Source organism: Flavobacterium mesophilum (assembly GCF_039581405.1).
Taxonomy (GTDB): Bacteria; Bacteroidota; Bacteroidia; order Flavobacteriales; family Flavobacteriaceae; genus Flavobacterium.
This window is the reverse complement of sequence record NZ_JBCPXZ010000001.1, coordinates 307,150-325,296: the sequence shown is the minus strand read 5'-3', so window position 1 is coordinate 325,296 and position 18,147 is coordinate 307,150. Positions and strand designations below refer to the sequence as shown.

The following is an 18,147-nucleotide window of genomic DNA, read 5'->3' as shown; positions in this document are numbered from 1 at the left end:
ATTTGATATAAAGTATTTTAAAAATGTAATTCAATCAGGTTTTCATTGTTTTCTAGCGATATTTTCACAGGATTACTTTCCGAAGGAATCTGAGTTGGATACCAGTTTCTGGTTGGTTGAACCAGAATTAATAAACCTTCATGATCGCCAATTGCAGCAAATTTATCTGTATTTGTGTTTTGGGAAAAGAAATGAAGTCCGTGTTCTTCAATTAATTGGTTTCCTAATTGTAACGGACTTTCGGTAACAATTCCGATTTCGCTTATGCATAAAATAGAAGCAGCGTTAAATTCGCCAACTTGCTCGTTATTGAGATCATGTCTGGCAATGAATTCCAATAAATTTCCGTTTTGATCATAGAAATAAATAGAATGTGCATTCCAATTTTCGAAATTAGTCACTACACTAGTATCTTCTAAAACAATCAAATCAACTTTGTCTTTGCACCATTGAATGGCTTCTTCTAACTGATTTTCGGGAATGTTAAAAGCAAAATGATAAATGGAATTAAAGTGAGGATCTTCAACAAATTTTAAAATGGAGGTTCCAGCCTGAAATGTTATCGATTTTGAATCATTTTCAAGAACAAAAAGCCCAAAAAGGTTCTGATAAAATGCTTGCGCTTTTTGAATATCGTTTGTTTTGATTTCAATTTGATCTATTCTCATAACAGTATTTTTTATAAAAAGAGAAATCTTCTTTTGAGTTACAGTCAAATTTAATAAACGCCTATAATATCAAGACTAAAACGATAGTTTATGTTTCAATAAAAGAATAATAAATAATTATGAATTGATATAAAATGGCATTTTTAAATAGTGTATTAAAGTTACAAAAGGACGAATCCCATTTGTTGTAAGATTATCAAAAAATCTTTCATATTGAAATTGTCATTTTTAAATAAAAAAGCCCGATTTTAATCGGGCTTTGTGTTTTAGTAAGTTGCAGGTTTTCTAACATTTTTTCCAACCTTGTTATTCAAATCATCACCAAGATCTTCTCTCGCTGTATCGGCAATTTTCTGAATTTGGGCTACGATTTCAGGATATAATTGCTGTACATCGCGAACTTCTCCCGGGTCATGCGCTAAATCGTAAAGCGCCATTGGAAATTCTGCGGAAGCGCCTTCACCACGATAACCGTCTTTTCCTTGCAGTTTTTTATTGTAAGTAGTGCCTTTATGTGGAAAAACCAGTTTCCAATGTTTGTATCGAATGGCTTCTAAATTATTGCCTCCATTTGCGAAATAGTAATAGAAAACGTCTCTTGGTGCAGAAGTTGTTTTTCCTGTTAATAAAGGAAGAAAATTCAAACCGTCAATTTGGTTTTTAGGCAAAGTTGATCCTGTAATTGAAGCAATTGTAGGCAGTAAATCCATATTGGTCATAAGTGAACTGTTTACGGTTCCTGCATTTATTTTGCCCGGCCAACGGATTAAAAATGGAACTCGCGTACCACCTTCCCAAGTAGTCGATTTTCCTTCTCTAAATCCACCTGAAGAACCTGCATTGTCACCAAAAACAAGCCATGGACCGTTATCGCTGGTCAGAATTAAAACGGTGTTTTTTGCAATTCCTTCGTTGTCCAAAGTTTTCATTATTTCGCCAATCGACCAATCCAATTCCATTATAACATCACCAAAAAGGCCTAAATCGCTTTTGCCTTTAAATTTGTCTGAAACGGCCAAAGGCGCGTGTGGCAAAGGATGTGTGAGATATAAAAAGAAAGGGTTTGATTTGTTTTTTTTGATAAAACCAACAGCTTTTTCTGTAAAAAGAGTCGTTAGTTTTGAAGCATCTTTTATGTTTTCAATCGTGTCAATAATAGTCGTATTGCTGATCAATGGAAGCGGAGGGAAGCTCGAACGCATGTCTTTAGCATCCGTAACTTTCGAATAGCCATCATAATCAATTGGCCAAACATCATGCGAATATGGGATTCCGAAAAATTCGTCAAAACCATAATTTGTGGGCCAATAAGGCAATTCGTTGCCTAAATGCCATTTTCCATAATTGGCAGTTTTGTAGCCGTTTTTCTTTAAAAGCGTTGCAATAGTTTCTTCATCCGGATTTAAAGCGCGTTTTGCCCCTGGAAGCAATACGCCCGACATTCCAATTCGATTAGGATAACAACCAGTTAATAATGCCGCTCTCGATGCGGTACAAATTGCTTGTCCGGCATTAAAATTGGTAAATCGCATTCCTTCTTGTGCAATTTGATTGAAATGGGGCGTGGCGACACCTGTCATTCCGTAGGGTTCAGTGTCTCCGTATCCCATATCATCCATGTTGATGATGATGATATTTGGTTTGGAATTTGGTTTTTTGCTTTGTGCAATACTCACAGAAGTAATTGCAGAAAGCAGGATTAAGAAGAAACTTCTTTTCATGATTTCTGGTTTTTTGGATAATAAATAGTTTAAAGGCGTGTAAGTGTAAGTTTGGTTGACTGCAAATATATTTCTAAAGTTGGTAATAAAAATAAAAAAGCCTGTTTCATTTATCGAAACAGGCTAGAAAATTTGTGAACTTTAGGGCACATTCACGAACTTTTACATTTTAATTATTTTGGCATTTCTGGAATTATAATTCTCCGTGTTGGTGTACTTAAAGTCTCAATAAAAGCTAATAAATCATTGATTTCTTCTTTGGTTAAATCTAACTTTTTCAGCATTGGATCAACTTTTGGAATGAGAGAATCTCGAGCTGTTCCCAGATATTTTTTTTGGACCGGAGAAGGATTTCCCAAATTATACAATTCGACAACATCCAATAAACTAGGAAAATGCCCGTGATGCATCCATGGTTTTGTGTTCGCTACTTCACGAAGCGTTGGCGTTCTAAATTTGCCAATATCTTTTACATCTTTTGTCACATTATAACGTCCAAAATCCTCATTTTTTGTTCCGAATAAGGTCTGTCCGTCATTATGAAATTGATTATCGCTGAAATAAGGTGTATTATGACAATTAATACATTGTGCTTTTGTTCTAAACAAATGCAAGCCTTTCACTTGTGCATCTGTATAAGCATCTGGTTTTCCGCTTACAAATTGGTCAAATTTGCTTTTCGGACTATTAATGGATCTTTCGAATGTGGCAATAGCATATTGAATGCGTTCTAAAGTCACGTTTTTATCTCCAAAAGCTGAAATAAATAAGGAATTATAGCCTTTGATTTTAGCAATTTTATCAACCGCAATGGTCAATTTTTCATTCATTTCCAAAGGATCTTGAACAGGAAATTGTGCCTGATCTTCTAAACTTTTGGCTCTTCCATCCCAAAATAAAGATGTGGCATACGCCGAGTTTAAAATCGTCATCGAATTGCGTTTTCCAGTTTGACGATCATGACCAAAAGAACGCGTTAAATTATCTGTCCATCCTAATTCTGGATTGTGGCAAGAAGCGCACGCAATTTGCCCACTGCGAGACAATCTGGGATCAAAAAACAAAATTTTGCCCAAGCTTTCTTTTTCTTGAGAATACGGATTATAAGATGGATAAGAGACAGCGGGAAGAACTCCAATATCTTGAAATTTAGTCTTATCGATATTTTCATGTAATTCGGCCTTAGGCCATTTTGAAGCATCTCCACTGGAGTACAATTTTCGCAATTCCTGAATATCGATGTACTCAGGGTTTTCCACGCTTTTATAAGCCGTCAAGCTCAAGAGGAATAGGAGAGGGATTAGTAGTTTTTTCAATTTTATTTTTGTTTTTTTTTTATTTGTTTCAAGTTTCAAGTTCTGCAACAACGTGAAACTTGAAACATCATCGAGACTAAAGATCAACTTCCTTCGGACAATCAATACTCAACGTCGCTGGTTTTGGATATGTTTTGTTATTGTACATTCTGTATTGTGTAGAAACCGTTCCGCCGAAAAGTTTGTTGTTGGTAAGCTTTAATTCAAAAGAAATTTCAAATAGACCAGTGCTGATTTCTTTATACGTTCCTTCGCCTGAAATAGCAATTTGATAGGTATTGTCTTTATCTTTTCCGATAGTTAGATTCTGTGGAATTACCAAAACGGTTCCTTGCGTTTTGCTATTTCCGTTTTCAGGGAAAAATTCTAAAGCTGAGGTAATATTGAATCCGGGAGAGACCGACGCAGAACCGCTTTCGTTAGAAAACCATCTTTTCAAACCAAAAGAATTTACCGTATTGGTACCGCTAGCTACATTAAATCCAATTTTGAACGCATCGTGATACACATCATCATTTGGATTTGTAGTTCCTTTATCGCTGTAAAGTATTGCATTTGGGTGGTCTTTTGTTACTACGACAGGAAAAGTCAAAGCGTTGAAAGTTTGCCATGCACAAGTACCGCTTTTGTCAAACCAATGTTCGCCATAGGTCAAATAAAAAGCATTTGTTGGATCGGTAAATTTTGAAGCTGGATTCGATTGATTGTCTCTCGTTGTTTTAATAGGTTTTTCAATTGTCAAGCTAGTATTTCCTGTCGCTCGGTAATTGCTGGTGCTTACTAAGTCGATTTTGCTCTGAAAAAGAACGTCATCATTCTGTAAATCTTCCAAAAGCGTAAAGTGATAAGTCACGGATTTTTTGTTAAGTTCAAAAGCATCATGCGTCAAAGAGTACTCAAAACCGTTTTGAAATTCAAATATTTCAAGATTCTCTAATTCAGAAGGGAAATAGCCATTCGGAAAATTGACAACAAAGTCAAATTTTTCTCCAACTTCACCTTTAATCGAAAATGTATTTACAGGAAACGTATAATTAGTTGAAATTGCGGCCAATTCAACTTTGAAAGTATCGTCTACATGTTCTGTATTTAAATTTCCTATGTGGATAGAGGGATCAGAAACTGTTTCTAGTTTCAGGGTGATATCTTGATTTTCGGTCCATCGTTTATTAAATGAAATGGAAATAGTATCAGTCAATTTTGCACCTTGAAATTTTAATTCATTTATCGGATTTATGATAAAATCGCTAGTGTTTCCTGTTGACGAAACAGCAGAAAAATTTACAGATACAGCATCTTTTAAGGAACGCGCTGTTAAAGCGACGGGTACTTTTAAAGTTCGGATCGCACTGTTGGTATATGTGGATTGCGGTACAAGATTACCGTTTACAACGGGATATTCTAAAGGCGTATTATCGCTTTTTACCAAAAAATTAAATCGTACATAAGGATCAATATCAGAACCCAATTTATAATCGTCTTTTGAACAAGAAGCAGTCAGCGAAGCTATAATTAAAATAGCAAATGTCTTAATAAGATTCATTTTGTTTTAAGTTAGGGTTAAGATCAGTATTGTAGGTTGGTATTGGTAATACAAATTTTAAAGAAGGATATTTTATGCTGCAGTTGGTCGAAATACAACCATCATTTCGTGAAATATCTTTATGATTTCGAACCAAATCAAAGAAAAGATGTCCTTCAAAACAAAGTTCTTTTCTGCGCTCCAAAAGAATTTCTTCTTTAAGATTAGAAGTATTTGTTGCTAAAGTTGCATTGGCACGAGCACGAATGGTGTTTAAATCAGCCAAAGCAAGATCAGATCGGTTGTTTCCTAAAGCCGCTTCGGCACGTATTAAATACATTTCGCTTAATCGAAAAGCTACGTAGCCAGGATTATCTTGAAATTTCTTAGTAAAGCTGTAATTTACGTTCGTTAATACTCCATTTACCAAAGTAGAAAGTGGTCTTTCAAGAAACAATTGTTTTCTTAAATCAGTACTTTCGTATAAATTAACAAGATCGTTTGAAGCCACATATTTCTGAAAACTTGTCGCCGATGTATAGCCAAAACTTTGTGACATTGATCCTCCAACGATTCCTTCAGAATCTTTATGAACTGAAAATTCCAATAAGATTTCTGATACAGGAAGATCTGTTTTTTCCCATTCTGCAACCAAATTTTCCTTTGACATCAGCGTTACTCCAGAATTGGTGATAACATCATTTGCCATTTGATAAGCGTTTGCCCAATCATTTTTTTGAAAATATACTCTCGCTAGCAATGCTTTTGCACTGTTTCTATTAAAAAACGAATACGAAGGACCGAAAAGGAGCGAACTGTCTGAATACTTCTCGATTGCCGTTTTCAAATCGACTATGATTAAATCGTAGGTACGTTTTGCAGTTTCTCGAGCTGGATATTGTATTCCAGATTTTATTGAATTTGTATTGTAAATGATTCCTAGGTGAGAAGCATCTGTTGTGTAATTGTAATCTTGACTGTAAACCAACGATACAAGAAAATGCGCATACGCCCTGATAGTTGTAGCTTCTGCAAGAATTTGATTTTTTTCGGCTTCTGTTGCATCTTTTAGTGCAGGAGTATATTCTAAAATTAGATTGGCTTGATTGATAATGTCGTAAGAGTCATCGTAAAAAGACTTAAAATCGCTTGTTAAGGCTATGTCGTCAAAAGAATATACTTTTTGCGTATTTGTAGAAGGATCAATTATTCCACGATTTGAACCCGAAGAAATAGGCGTAAATTTTAAATTACCACCTTGCAAATCAGCATAAACAGCAAAACGCTCGCCTCTTAAATTGGCTTCCACTTCAGTATAAAGACCACTTAGCGCAGTTAAAACGCCTTGTTTATTTTGCAAAAGCTCATCTATAGAAGTTTGTGTTCCAGGTTCCTGTTCCAAAAAATCACTACAACTTTGTAATGATAAAAACAGGAAAAATAGTGTAATGTATTTTGAGTATTTCATTTTCTTAAAATTTAGCTTTAACCCCCAGTGAAATTGTTCTGGCTTGTGGATAAGTGTAACTGTATTCTCGTATTCCGTTCATTCCTTTCGGACTCTTTTCTTTGTACCAATACGCTACATTCGATGCATCTACAAACACATGAAGAGCGCTCAAGAATTTGTTTTTTAAAGGAACATTGTAGCTCAAATTAATATTGCTGATTCGTACATAAGTAGCATCATACAAATATTTGGTCAGGTTGGGAATGATAGGAGAAAGTGTTACAGCAGATTGCGAAACATTATCACCTGGATTTCTCCAATAATCGTATGCATTTACAGAAAGATTTCTGTTTGATGTATTGTTATATTGATCGATCAGAAGATTTGAAGCTAAAAAATCTCCTCCAATCTGAAAATCTCCTCTTACAGATAAAGTAAGATTGTTATAAAAGGTAAAAGTGTTATAAAAACCTCCGTAAGCATCAGCTTGCTTGTCTCCAATTGGTTCCCAGTCAGCAATCGTATAAAGTCCGTTATAGGTTTTGGCATCGTAAACTTTGCCATTTTTTTCAACTAAATCTCTACCTGTTGCTGGATCAACTCCAACCCATTTTACACCCCAAATTGTAGTAGTGCTATAGCCAATTTTTTGTGCCAAAGCCAAATTTGCTTGAGAATAGTCGCTTCCTAAACCTTTTAAATCAGTTACTTTGCTGTCTATAGTAGAGATATTGAATGCTGTTGTCCACTTAAAGGCATTGCTTTTTACCCATTTTATTCTGGTAGTAAGTTCAAAACCTTTGTTGTACATGTCTGAAGCGTTTAATTGCATCGAATTATAACCTGTTTCAGTTGGAATATCTCTTGTTGTAATCAAATCGGTTTTGTTGTCGTAATAATATTCTACTGTCAATTCGATTCGATTAAAAATATTAAAGTCAAATCCGACATTGAATTTTGTATTCTTTTCCCAGCTTAAGTTGCCGTTTGGAGCCTCTCCTGTAGTAGCACCAATACTGCCGTTATAATTATTATTGCTTACATTGTAAAGGCCTTTTGATCGGTACGAACCAATTCTGGAGTTTCCTGTAGTACCAAAACTGGTTTTAAACTTCAAGAAATCAATCCATGTATTTGACGCAAGAAAATCTTCGTTGCTTGTAATCCAGCTAATACCCGCACCGCCATTGTAAGCCACATTTGTATCATCTCCAAAAACAGAACTTTCATCACGACGAAAATTTGCCAACAGATAATAACGTTTTTTATAGTTATAATTTACCTGAGATAAAAGCGAAACTCTAGAGTTGTAACTGATTTCGCTTCTATAAGTCTGGCCGGCTTTGGATTCATCTACATCTGGTGTTGCCGGATTATCATCGCGTATAGCATCAGTAACATTATTAATTCGATTTGGATTAACAAATCCAACTCCTGATTTATAATTGAAATCGGTTTTGTCTTCACTCAGTTCAAAACCTACGATACCATCTACAGTATGACTTTCGTTTAATTGTTTGTTGAACAAAGCTTGTCCCTGCCAATTCCATTTTGTTGAATTTCTTTGGTTGATCAAACGACGTCCCCAACCTGGATAAAGCGTATTGTTAAGCGTAAAAGAACCATTAAACTGACCGCTTTCATTTTCGGCAGAAAAGTAACGATCCTGGTCTTTGTCCGTATAATCGAGACCAAAAAGCGTCGAAAATTTGATGAATTTGTTTAATTCATAAGATAAATTCAAACTTCCTAAAATTCCATAGGTCTGTGTTTCATTTTTATTTTGTGCAATCGCAGCTAGAGGATTTCCACGCGTTTGACCGCTAACACCCAAATCAGCAAAAGAACCATCTGCATTATAAGGCGCATTGGTTGGCAAATAAGCGAAGCCATAAAAGATATTCGGAGCGTCTTTTTCTACATAACTCGGATTAAGCATCAAGTTTGCCGACCATTTTCCAGAATTAAAGCCTAAATTAATGCCTGCATTTAATTGTTTAGTGCTATTTCCAATTTGTGGTTCGTCAATTTTTAAATAACTAATATTGGTGCGATACGAAAATTTTGAAGTTGCACCTGATACGTTGAAATTGTATTTGTTGTAAACGCCGGCTCTGTTTAATATTTCAAACCAATCTGTATTTACACCATTGTAGGCCACAGGAATATAACCAGATGTAGTGTTTTTCATGAACTCATTTCTAAGCTCAGTATATTGTTCTCCATTCAAATATTTGATTCGGTTGACAGCAGAAGAAATTCCGAGCTGGTTTGAAAAACCAAATTGCGCTTTTCCTTTTTTACCTTTTTTTGTAGTAATCAAAATTACTCCATTTGCTCCGTCGGCACCATAAATACCAACTGCCGCAGCATCTTTTAAAACGGAAATCGTTTCAATATTTTCAGGCGCAATTTTCATTAAAGGATTGGCCAGATTTTCAGCCGAATCACCAGAACCATCAAAGACACTGCTATCGATTGCATATTCCTCGCTCATCACGACACCGTCAATAATGATTAATGGCTGTGAAGATGTTCCTGTAATAGCTCCAGTTAAAGACGGTAATGTACCTTGACCGCGAATGTTGATTTTTACAGGACCACCAACACCAGTAGTATTTTCTACTAAAACTCCGGCAATTTGTCCTGTAATCATTTTATCAAAACTTTCAGAAGCTTGTTCTACCGCAATGTCTTTTGCGTTTAAAGTCGAAATACTTCCAACAATTTCTTCTTTTAATTTGGTTGTCCCATATGATGAAGTAATCACAATCGGATTTAGTTCATCAGTAGTTTCTTTAAGGTTAAAAATGAAATTATTCTTATTGTCAGCTTTCTGAGATTGCGTTTCCATTCCGAGAAAGCCAGCTTCAAGTACTATATTCGGAATATCATTTCCTTTTAACTGATATGCAAATTTTCCGTTTGAATCTGTTATAGCGCCCATTCCAGTACCTTTTATGCGTATTGTCGCGCCAGGAAGAGGCAGATTATCTTTTGCATTATAAACAATTCCAGTTATGAATCTTTCTGTTTCTTGAGGAGCATTTGGAAGAGCAGGAGCAGCGCTTGTCAACAAGACTTGTTTTTTCTGAATGTAAAATGAAATGTTTTTGTCTTTCAATAACTGTTTTAAAGTGGTTTCTAAAGTCGCATTGTTAACCTCTAAATCAGCTAATTGTTCAGCATCAATTTTTCTGGCATTGTAAATTATTCTAAAATCTGTTTGTTCTTCAATCGTTTTGATAATTAGGTTTATAGGTTTGTTTTTGGCATGTATAGTGATTAATTTGTTTTGAGAAAATCCTTTAAAACCAGATATGAAAAGGGCTAAGAAAAACAGAATTTTTCTTAAAACGGGCTGTATCGTAAATGTCATGTTTGTTTATTTATCGAGGATTGGTAATGGTAATGGTTTTTTGTTCAATAGAATAATTAAAAGGCGTGTCGCGTTTTAGAAGATCTAAAATATTCTCGACACTAGACTCACTGATTTTTATCGTTCCAGTAAAATTCTGTTTGGCCAAATCAGAATTTTGGTTGATAATTTCAACGTCATAAGTACGCTGAATAATTTTAGCGATGGTAGAAAACGGAGTGTCTTTAAAAGCAAGTTCACCTTTTGTCCAGGCAGCGTAAAAGGCTGGATCTACTTCTTTTATGACAATCTTTTTAGAATTATTTTGCCAAGTTGCCATTTGGTTTGGAACAAGCAAAATTGAATTTGTAGGATCAACCGCTTCAGACATTTTAATGCTCCCTTCAAGCAATGTACTGTTAACGGTAGGGTTTTCAGAATAAGCACTCACATTAAACTTAGTTCCAAGAACTTCAATATTTGCCTGATTGGCGTGTACGATAAAAGGGGGTGTTTTGTCTTTGGCAACTTCAAAAAATGCTTCACCGGTCAAATAAACATTTCTATTTCCGTTAATGCCAAATTGTTCCGGATAACGAAGTGTTGTTCCTGAATTTAAACTAACGACAGTACCATCTGAAAGTGTAAGTTTGAAACGTTTCCCGTACGGAATTTTAAGCGTATTGTAATTAACTTCTTGATCTTGAACTTTGCCAAAATAAATGATTTGGTTCGGAAATTTTTTAGCAATTAAAACGCCTTTATCATTTAAAAGATCAATCTGTTTTTTTTCACTAAAATACTCCAAACGGCCGTCGCCGAGAGCTAGAGTAATTTCTTTAGAAGTTTCAGATTTATTTTTAAGCAAAGAAAAAGTTGTGGCGAAGGCCATAAAAACCAAAATCGCAGCTGCATATTGCATATACTGACCGATTCGTTTTTTTGGCTGTAACTTTATAACTGGAACATCTTCAATAGATACTTCGGTAAGCGTGCTTAAAACCCAAGCTTTTTTTGCCGTTAAAAATTCTCTTTTGTTTTCTTCTGATGCTTCAATCCATTCAAAAAGTGCCTGAACTTCTTGCTCTGAAGCTTCATTAGAAAGGTATTTATGTAATATTTCCGATGTCATAATTGCGTTTTAAAACTTCTCGCTACTATAAGTACACCTCAGAATTAAAATACCCTATCTTTTGTTTTTAATTATTATAAATAAAGATAAAAATTAAGAACATATAATCTGATAATTTCGTTTTTAAAATCTTTAAAGCCTTTGTCATATGGGCTTCGACAGCTTTTAATGTTACTCCCATTTCTTCAGCGATTTCTGCATTTTTTTTGTTTTCAAAGCGTTTTTTTATAAAAACTTCTCTAGTTTTTGGAGGCAGATCGCCAATGGATTCTTGAATTATACGTTCTAATTCGGTTAATTCTAAAGTGTCAAACTGAATCGAATTTAAAACTTCGATATCCAGTTCTCTTTCTTTTTGATTCAATACATCATTTTTGAATTTGTCTTTCACCTTATTATGGCGAATCAAATTCAAGCATTTTGATTTAGCATAAGTAAACAAGAAAGCTTGAATTCCGTTGATAGATTCAATGTTCTCTCTATTTTGCCACAAATGCAATAATGCTTCCTGAGCCAAATTTTCGGCTTCATCCTCATCGTAAATAAACTGAAAATTGAAAGACTGAATTCTTCTGAAATATTTATCATAGAAATACTTAAACGCAGTTTCATCTCCTTCCTTAAAGGATAGGAAAAGATTTAATTCGAAACTGGCATTTTTGTTCATTAAACGGAATTTACTTTGGAAAGCAATATTAATTGAATTTGCTAAGAAAGCGGCAAATATAAAAGTTTATTTATATTAATTCTAAATAAAATTCAAATAAAGGTAGATTGAAAAAAAATTATTCAGAATTGGTTTATTTAACTGCAATCCCGATAGCTATCGGGAGCGAAGATTTTATCTATTCGCGAGTTGTAAAAACGCAAAGTTCACAAAGCTTAGTGTGGAAAAAGCTTTGCGAACTTTAGATAAAACATAGCCCAAGGTTTCAACCTTGGGAATATGTGTTAAAATTTCAATTAATGAATTGTGTAAAATGATTGCGTTAAAATTATTTTGAAAATTCGTTGCGACCCAAGGTTAAAACCTTGGGCTATGTTAAAAAAACTTTGCGAACATTACGTAATTCCTTGCTCCCGATAGCTATCGGAATTGCGGTTAAATTATACGTTTAAAATTATACCATCCAATACAAATCAACAAAACATTGAAAAGCAACAGTGGCAAAAATGCTTTTAAAAAGCTAATTTCTGTCATATCATTAAACGTTTCTACTTTAAAATCTTCCCATTTTTGTTTATTAACCGGTGCATTATCAAAAATCTTTGGATAAAAATAAAGACGCAGTTTTTCATGAAACTTTGTTGTTTCTTTTAAGAATAAAAGTTGATTCCGTAAATCCGATTTTGCGATTTCGTTTAATTGGATTTGCGTGTGCAAAGTCGGAATAAATTGTGCGATCGCTTCGCTTGCATTATTTCGCTGTTCCAGTTTTGTTTCCAATTCTCTTGATTGAACCGCCGATTCGTCGTCGCCCATTTGTTGCATTGCGTAATACCAAAGCCAGCTGAATTCTCCTTGTGGCAAAAGATAGTTTTTGAATTGCGGATAATGTTCGTAGAATTTATTTAATGTCGTTTGCTTGTCCATATCCCACTTTTCATGATATGCATTTCGCTGTTTTAACGTCAAGTCTAAAGCTTCTGGAACCTTATATTTGTTGATGATATAAGTGTTTATTGCGGCCGGAAGAATGATAATCAAAAACAACCAAATTGTCAGCAAAATGACTGCATTGAAATTTGAACTTTTTTGGAGCGAAACAATAAAAAAGCAAACCGAAAACCAAAATAAGATATACAAAACTGCAATTCCATAAAATACCGCAAATGATTTATCGACAGGAATCTGCAGAAAAATAATCGCAATTATAAGTATCAAAGTCAAAAGAGCAATCAAACTCAGAATTCGGACATAAAACAATTTTAAAATATAAAAAAACGTGTTTGAGCTTTGCGTAGCGACAATTTTCCAGGTTCCTGACTCTTTTTCTTCGGAAATTAGATTATACGAAAAGGCAATAATCAAAAGAGGAAAGAGGTATAAAAGGACAAAGCTAAAATCGATATTTCCCGCCAGAAGATTGCTCGGATTATTGAGTTCCGAATCATATTTCTGCCCTTCTAATCCACGAATAGTAACACTTTGAATCGACGGATTGACATCGCGTTGCCCAATGGCTAAACTGTTTATTGGCAGGGTTTTGTTGACCAATGAAAATTTGACGTAATAGAGCAGAAGCCCAATTTCATCTTTATGAAAAGAAGCATTTCTGGCAATGTGCTCTTTTTGATAAACAGTTGTTTCTGCAATATTCTTTTGCCGTTTTTCTTGAAATTGATGTCCAATTAAAAGACTTATGAAACCAATAATCAGTAAAAAAAGCAATCCAAATTTGGTTCCTTTTGAGCGTATAAAATTTTTAAATAAAAGTTGTAACATAATTAGATTGCTTTAAGGTTTTTAGCAGCAAAACGAATAAGGACAAAGAGAATAATTATCCACAGCGTAATGGAAATTATAGAAAGAATTTCGGTTTTTAGAATGTCTGAAATTCCTTTTGGCTCATAATGAAATTCTTCCACATCGGCCCAATGTTCTTTGCTTATGGTAAGCGGTTTTTCATTCGGCGCTGGCTTTTTATTGCTGATGTATTTAATTTGCAACGCATTCATTTTCTGCGCCATATCGTAGCGGTAAATTTCAGCTTGTTTTTGGAAATCGATATACGAATCATAATCCGTATTTGACAATCCCATGGACAAATTCTTCATAGCGATATACGGATTCAGAAATGAAACTGCTTTTGAAAAACTGTTTTGTTTGTCATAAATTTTTAAAAGCTTTTCTAAATGATCATTGTAAATTTTAGAGCTTATGCGTTCGCCTTCGGTCATAATAAATCCCGAATAATTGAACGGCAGTTTTTGTACCGAATCTACCTTGTAAGTTCTTAACAACGAATCTTTTATCGATTTATAATGAACGTCATTTGGATTATGGCTGTCGCCTTGTTTCAAAATATCTTGTTCGATATCACTATTAAATTGGACTTTTGACGGAGCTTCATACAAATAAGCGCCAATTGCCTGCGTAGTTCTTGGTAAAATAATGGTCAGAATCAGCCAAATTCCAATCAAGGAAACCAATGCTTTTTTTGATGTTTTGCTTGACGCTGAAACCAAAACGGCAATTACGCAAAAGAACATTAGATAAATAAAATGAAACAGAATAAACAAGATCATTTTGAAAGTCTCATCTGCTGAAATCGTAAAGTTTTGTAGCAAAAGCCAAACGAAAACCAGAACAAGAATTGTTGGAATAAAAAGTAACATGATAACGCTTGCAATTCCGAGAATTTTTCCAAATAAAAGCTGTTTCCAACTGATTCCTTGGCTTAAAAGTAATTTTAAAGTTCCATTTTCTCTTTCGAAAGCTATGGCGTTAAATCCTATGAAAAATATTAAAAGCGGTAATAAAATCTGTAAAACCATTCCAATGCTGATTTCTCCAAAGCGAAGCATGCTGTTTGAAAATCCGGCTTCAGAGAAATTTACTGTGTTTTGTTTGTGTGCCTCAAGGAAAATAGCATTTCCGAAAAACGGTTCCATTCCAAATTCAAAAACACTTAAGGATGTACTTTTTCTAAACGCAAAATTTCCGTAATGCGCCATTCGATGTGGATTTTTATCTGGATTTTTCAACCAGTCTTCACGTGATTCGTGTTGGTATTTTTCGCTTGTTTCGTTTTGGCTGTTATAATTGTCCCAACCCGAAAAAGTAGCGTACAAAAGCAATATTCCAATAAAAAGTGTTATGATATATACAGCCGAATTTTTAAAAACTGAATTTCTAAAATGTTTGGCTATAAGGATTTCTGTATGTAATAATTTCATATAAATTAAAATTTATAAGTTACGGTAAGACTTGCATTTCTAGGGCTTCCCGGAAATAATCGCAAATAATTCTGTGCGCCTAACCAATACGTTTTATTCAATAAATTGTTTGCATTTACCGCAGTTTGAACGTTACTTTTACTTGGTTTATAAAACAAGGTAGCATCAAAAATGGTAAAATCAGGAAGTGTAAAATCTCTTGTAAACCAAGGAATTTTGCTGCTTTGATATTGAACTCCAAAACCAATTCCGAGATCTTTTAAACCGGAATCTGAAGCAAAGTTGTAGCGTGTCCATAAATTAGCGCTGTTTTTTGGTGTATTTTGTTTTCTAGCGCCAATTAAAGCGGGATTGCTGTCTTCCATAATTTTTGCATCGATGAAACTATATGAAGCATTAATTTGCCAATCTGAAGTAATATATCCAGATAAATCGCATTCAAAACCACGGCTTCTTTCGGCCCCACGAGTGACCAATAAATCTGGATTTGCAGGATCATTGGCATTCATTAAAATATTACGCTGATTGATCTCGTAAATCGCCGTATTAAAAGTCATTGAATTATTAAAAAAAGTAGTTTTGATTCCCGCTTCTTTCAAATCACTTTCAAGTGGATCGAATAAACTTCCGCCGGGTAATGAACCCGTTTGTGGCATTAAAGTCACCGTATTCGATTGCGGTTGATAACCTTCTAAATAAGTCGTATAAACGTTTATGGCGCTGTTCACGGCATATGTAATTCCAATTCTTGGCAACAAAGCCGACTTTTTGACGGTCAATTCGTTACTGGTTTCATAATTGGTAATATCTTTAAACCATTCGTTTCTCAATCCCAATAAAAAAGTAAATTTTTCCCATTGAATCTGATCCTGAATATAAATTGCATTTGTAGTCGTTAAAGCTGATGGAAGCGCTGTTCTAACGTTTAAAGTGTAATCTTCTGGACTTGTAAGCAAATATTTAGGATTATTTAAATTGAAGTAATTCACATTTGGTTTCGGCAAAACAACGCCGTCAATCGTCACGGTTTGATAATTTGAAGCGTTTGCAGGAACAAAAGAACCAGCTACAGTTCCGTCTTTCAGTAAATAACCTCTTGCAGCGTTTTGTCCACCGCCTTTGTTTTTGTTCCAACTACTTAAATCATATCCAGCTAATAGTTTATGTTTTAATTTTCCAGTTTTCAAGTCGAAATTGAAATAAGCACTTAAATTGTCAATATCCCAATTCTGCTGGCGTTGTACAAATTGCATCATCGCCAAACTGGTTACAGGCTGGTTGTTCATATCGACGGCAAAAGCATTTGTAGTTCGATGTTCTTGAAGATCTTCTGTCCAAGTTTGTTTCATATAAGTGGCATTAAATCCAATTTTTGAATTGAATTTATGCGCAAAATTGGTTGTCAGAATCATTTCTTTTGATTTGAAGAAATCACTCGGCGCACCTAGATTTAAGCTTATTGGTGTTTTTGTTAAACTCGTTTGACCAGCAACAGCGCCAAAAATAGGTTGGCCTCGGTCAAGTATTCCCGTCATGTTGCTTAAAATCAGCTCAGTATTGATAGCCGTTTTCTCATTAGGAATATAACTAAAAGAAGGAGAAATCAGGAATGATTTGTTGTTTACCAAGTCACGAAATGACTTTGCCTGCTGATATGCGCCGTTAACACGATATAAAAGTGTTTTAGATTCATTTAACGGTCCCGTAAAATCTAAAGTTCCGCGTAAAGTACTAAAACTCCCAACACTCATACTGATTTCTTTTCGATCAATTGCAAGAGGTTTTTTTGTTACCAAATTGATGCTTCCACCTGGATCAACAGATGAAAACGTGGCACTCGACGGGCCTTTGATAACTTCGACGCGTTCAATATTGCTTGTTAAAGGTTGTAAAAAATAATATTGACGTGTTCGCATGCCGTTGATGATTTGGCCTTCTTCATTTTGGCTGATACCGCGAATCGTATATTGATTGTAATAACTCGTCGGAATTACGCCACTAGCCATTTTTACAGCATCTGCAAGATAAAAAGCGGCTTTATCTGCAACTAATTCCTTCGTTATTGTTGAAATAGATTGCGGAATATCTTTGTTGAGCGTGGCTGTTTTTGTTGCTGCAAAAGAATAATCACTGTTGTATTTTTTGGTCGAACGACCAACAATTTCTACAGTTTGTAGTTCATTATTTTTCATTTTGATCGAATCCTGAGCAATGCTGTCTGTACTTTTTTTGTTGGCATTCTGAGATTGTGAAGTATATGAGACAGCTACTAGAAATAGAAAAGAAAATAGATTTTTCATTTTTATAGAAGATGGAAAAGTAATTCCCTTTAAACGGTTTGTAAATACAGATCTTCAAGTTCGTTGGCCGAAATTTTATCGGCTTCGATTACTGTCACTAAATTTCCTTGTTTCATTATTCCAATGTGCGACGCGACTTCTCTGGCTCTGAAAATATCATGCGTTGCCATTAAAATAGCGGTTCCATCAGCAGAAAGTTCCTTTAAAATTTGAGAGAATTCATTTGACGCTTTGGGATCTAATCCACTTGTAGGTTCATCGAGCAACAATACTTTGGCCTTTTTTGCAATCGCAATCGCAATTCCAACTTTTTGACGCATTCCTTTAGAATATCCACCTAAATTTTGATTATGTGCCGTAGTCTGCAATCCGGCTTTGTTTAAGAAATAGGTCAGTTCACCTTTTGAATACTTGAAACCAGCTAGAGAAGAAAAGAATTTAAGGTTTTCTAGACCTGTCAAATTTGGGTAAAGCATTACGGTTTCAGGAATATAAGCGACATGTTTTTTCGTTTCCTGATTATTTTCAATCACTGAAATATTGTTGATTTCCAATTCTCCCGATGTTGGTTCAATAAAGCCTAAAAACAAATTGATTGTTGTGGTTTTTCCGGCTCCGTTTTGACCTAAAAGAGCAAAGATTTCTCCCTCGTTTATAGTTAAGTTTAAGGAATTTAAGGCAGTATGATCGCCGTATTTTTTAGTCAAATTTGTTGCTGTAAGCATAGTTTTATTTGTTTGAAAGATTTTGATTTTTTTAATAGATATAGCAAAATCAGGC

At 34.7% G+C, this 18,147-nt stretch carries 12 protein-coding genes; all 12 read right to left on the bottom strand.

Annotated features, from left to right (window positions below; all coding sequences use genetic code 11):
* Positions 1-17: 17 nt before the first annotated feature.
* Positions 18-668, bottom strand: a complete 651-nt coding sequence (locus tag AAYQ19_RS01265) for a VOC family protein (protein WP_343533028.1) — start codon at positions 666-668, stop codon at positions 18-20.
* A 266-nt stretch (positions 669-934) separates the two neighbouring features.
* Entirely contained in the window at positions 935-2,389 is a 1,455-nt protein-coding gene (locus tag AAYQ19_RS01260) for a sulfatase family protein (protein ID WP_343533026.1), read from the bottom strand.
* Positions 2,390-2,562: 173 nt separating this feature from the next.
* Entirely contained in the window at positions 2,563-3,705 is a 1,143-nt protein-coding gene (locus tag AAYQ19_RS01255; protein WP_343533024.1) for a cytochrome-c peroxidase, read from the bottom strand.
* A 76-nt stretch (positions 3,706-3,781) separates the two neighbouring features.
* Complete coding sequence (locus AAYQ19_RS01250) at positions 3,782-5,248, bottom strand: hypothetical protein (protein WP_343533022.1); 1,467 nt, start codon at positions 5,246-5,248, stop codon at positions 3,782-3,784.
* Complete coding sequence (locus AAYQ19_RS01245) at positions 5,235-6,695, bottom strand: RagB/SusD family nutrient uptake outer membrane protein (RefSeq protein WP_343533020.1); 1,461 nt, start codon at positions 6,693-6,695, stop codon at positions 5,235-5,237. The genes AAYQ19_RS01250 and AAYQ19_RS01245 overlap by 14 nt, the downstream gene beginning before the upstream one ends.
* A 4-nt stretch (positions 6,696-6,699) precedes the next feature.
* The gene (locus AAYQ19_RS01240) at positions 6,700-10,056 is read right to left on the bottom strand and encodes a SusC/RagA family TonB-linked outer membrane protein (RefSeq protein ID WP_343533018.1); all 3,357 of its coding nucleotides are present in this window, start codon (positions 10,054-10,056) and stop codon (positions 6,700-6,702) included.
* Between the two features lie 10 nt (positions 10,057-10,066).
* Entirely contained in the window at positions 10,067-11,167 is a 1,101-nt protein-coding gene (locus AAYQ19_RS01235; RefSeq protein WP_343533016.1) for a FecR family protein, read from the bottom strand.
* Positions 11,168-11,234: 67 nt separating this feature from the next.
* Positions 11,235-11,834, bottom strand: a complete 600-nt coding sequence (locus AAYQ19_RS01230; RefSeq protein ID WP_343533014.1) for an RNA polymerase sigma-70 factor — start codon at positions 11,832-11,834, stop codon at positions 11,235-11,237.
* A gap of 435 nt (positions 11,835-12,269) precedes the next feature.
* On the bottom strand, positions 12,270-13,613 hold the full coding sequence (locus AAYQ19_RS01225; protein WP_343533012.1) for a DUF3526 domain-containing protein: 1,344 nt from the start codon (positions 13,611-13,613) through the stop codon (positions 12,270-12,272).
* A gap of 2 nt (positions 13,614-13,615) precedes the next feature.
* Complete coding sequence (locus AAYQ19_RS01220; RefSeq protein ID WP_343533010.1) at positions 13,616-15,067, bottom strand: ABC transporter permease; 1,452 nt, start codon at positions 15,065-15,067, stop codon at positions 13,616-13,618.
* A gap of 5 nt (positions 15,068-15,072) precedes the next feature.
* On the bottom strand, positions 15,073-17,367 hold the full coding sequence (locus AAYQ19_RS01215; protein ID WP_343533008.1) for a TonB-dependent siderophore receptor: 2,295 nt from the start codon (positions 17,365-17,367) through the stop codon (positions 15,073-15,075).
* A gap of 29 nt (positions 17,368-17,396) precedes the next feature.
* Positions 17,397-18,092, bottom strand: a complete 696-nt coding sequence (locus tag AAYQ19_RS01210) for an ABC transporter ATP-binding protein (protein WP_343533006.1) — start codon at positions 18,090-18,092, stop codon at positions 17,397-17,399.
* Positions 18,093-18,147 lie beyond the last annotated feature (55 nt).

Excerpts from the sequence above, each read along its gene's own strand:
- AAYQ19_RS01260 (WP_343533026.1), bottom strand. The coding sequence starts at position 2,389 with ATGAAAAGAAGTTTCTTCTTAATCCTGCTTTCTGCAATTACTTCTGTG.
- AAYQ19_RS01240 (WP_343533018.1), bottom strand. The coding sequence starts at position 10,056 with ATGACATTTACGATACAGCCCGTTTTAAGAAAAATTCTGTTTTTCTTA.
- AAYQ19_RS01230 (WP_343533014.1), bottom strand. The coding sequence starts at position 11,834 with ATGAACAAAAATGCCAGTTTCGAATTAAATCTTTTCCTATCCTTTAAG.
- AAYQ19_RS01215 (WP_343533008.1), bottom strand. The coding sequence starts at position 17,367 with ATGAAAAATCTATTTTCTTTTCTATTTCTAGTAGCTGTCTCATATACT.
- AAYQ19_RS01265 (WP_343533028.1), bottom strand. The coding sequence starts at position 668 with ATGAGAATAGATCAAATTGAAATCAAAACAAACGATATTCAAAAAGCG.
- AAYQ19_RS01245 (WP_343533020.1), bottom strand. The coding sequence starts at position 6,695 with ATGAAATACTCAAAATACATTACACTATTTTTCCTGTTTTTATCATTA.
- AAYQ19_RS01235 (WP_343533016.1), bottom strand. The coding sequence starts at position 11,167 with ATGACATCGGAAATATTACATAAATACCTTTCTAATGAAGCTTCAGAG.
- AAYQ19_RS01250 (WP_343533022.1), bottom strand. The coding sequence starts at position 5,248 with ATGAATCTTATTAAGACATTTGCTATTTTAATTATAGCTTCGCTGACT.
- AAYQ19_RS01210 (WP_343533006.1), bottom strand. The coding sequence starts at position 18,092 with ATGCTTACAGCAACAAATTTGACTAAAAAATACGGCGATCATACTGCC.
- AAYQ19_RS01225 (WP_343533012.1), bottom strand. The coding sequence starts at position 13,613 with ATGTTACAACTTTTATTTAAAAATTTTATACGCTCAAAAGGAACCAAA.
- AAYQ19_RS01220 (WP_343533010.1), bottom strand. The coding sequence starts at position 15,067 with ATGAAATTATTACATACAGAAATCCTTATAGCCAAACATTTTAGAAAT.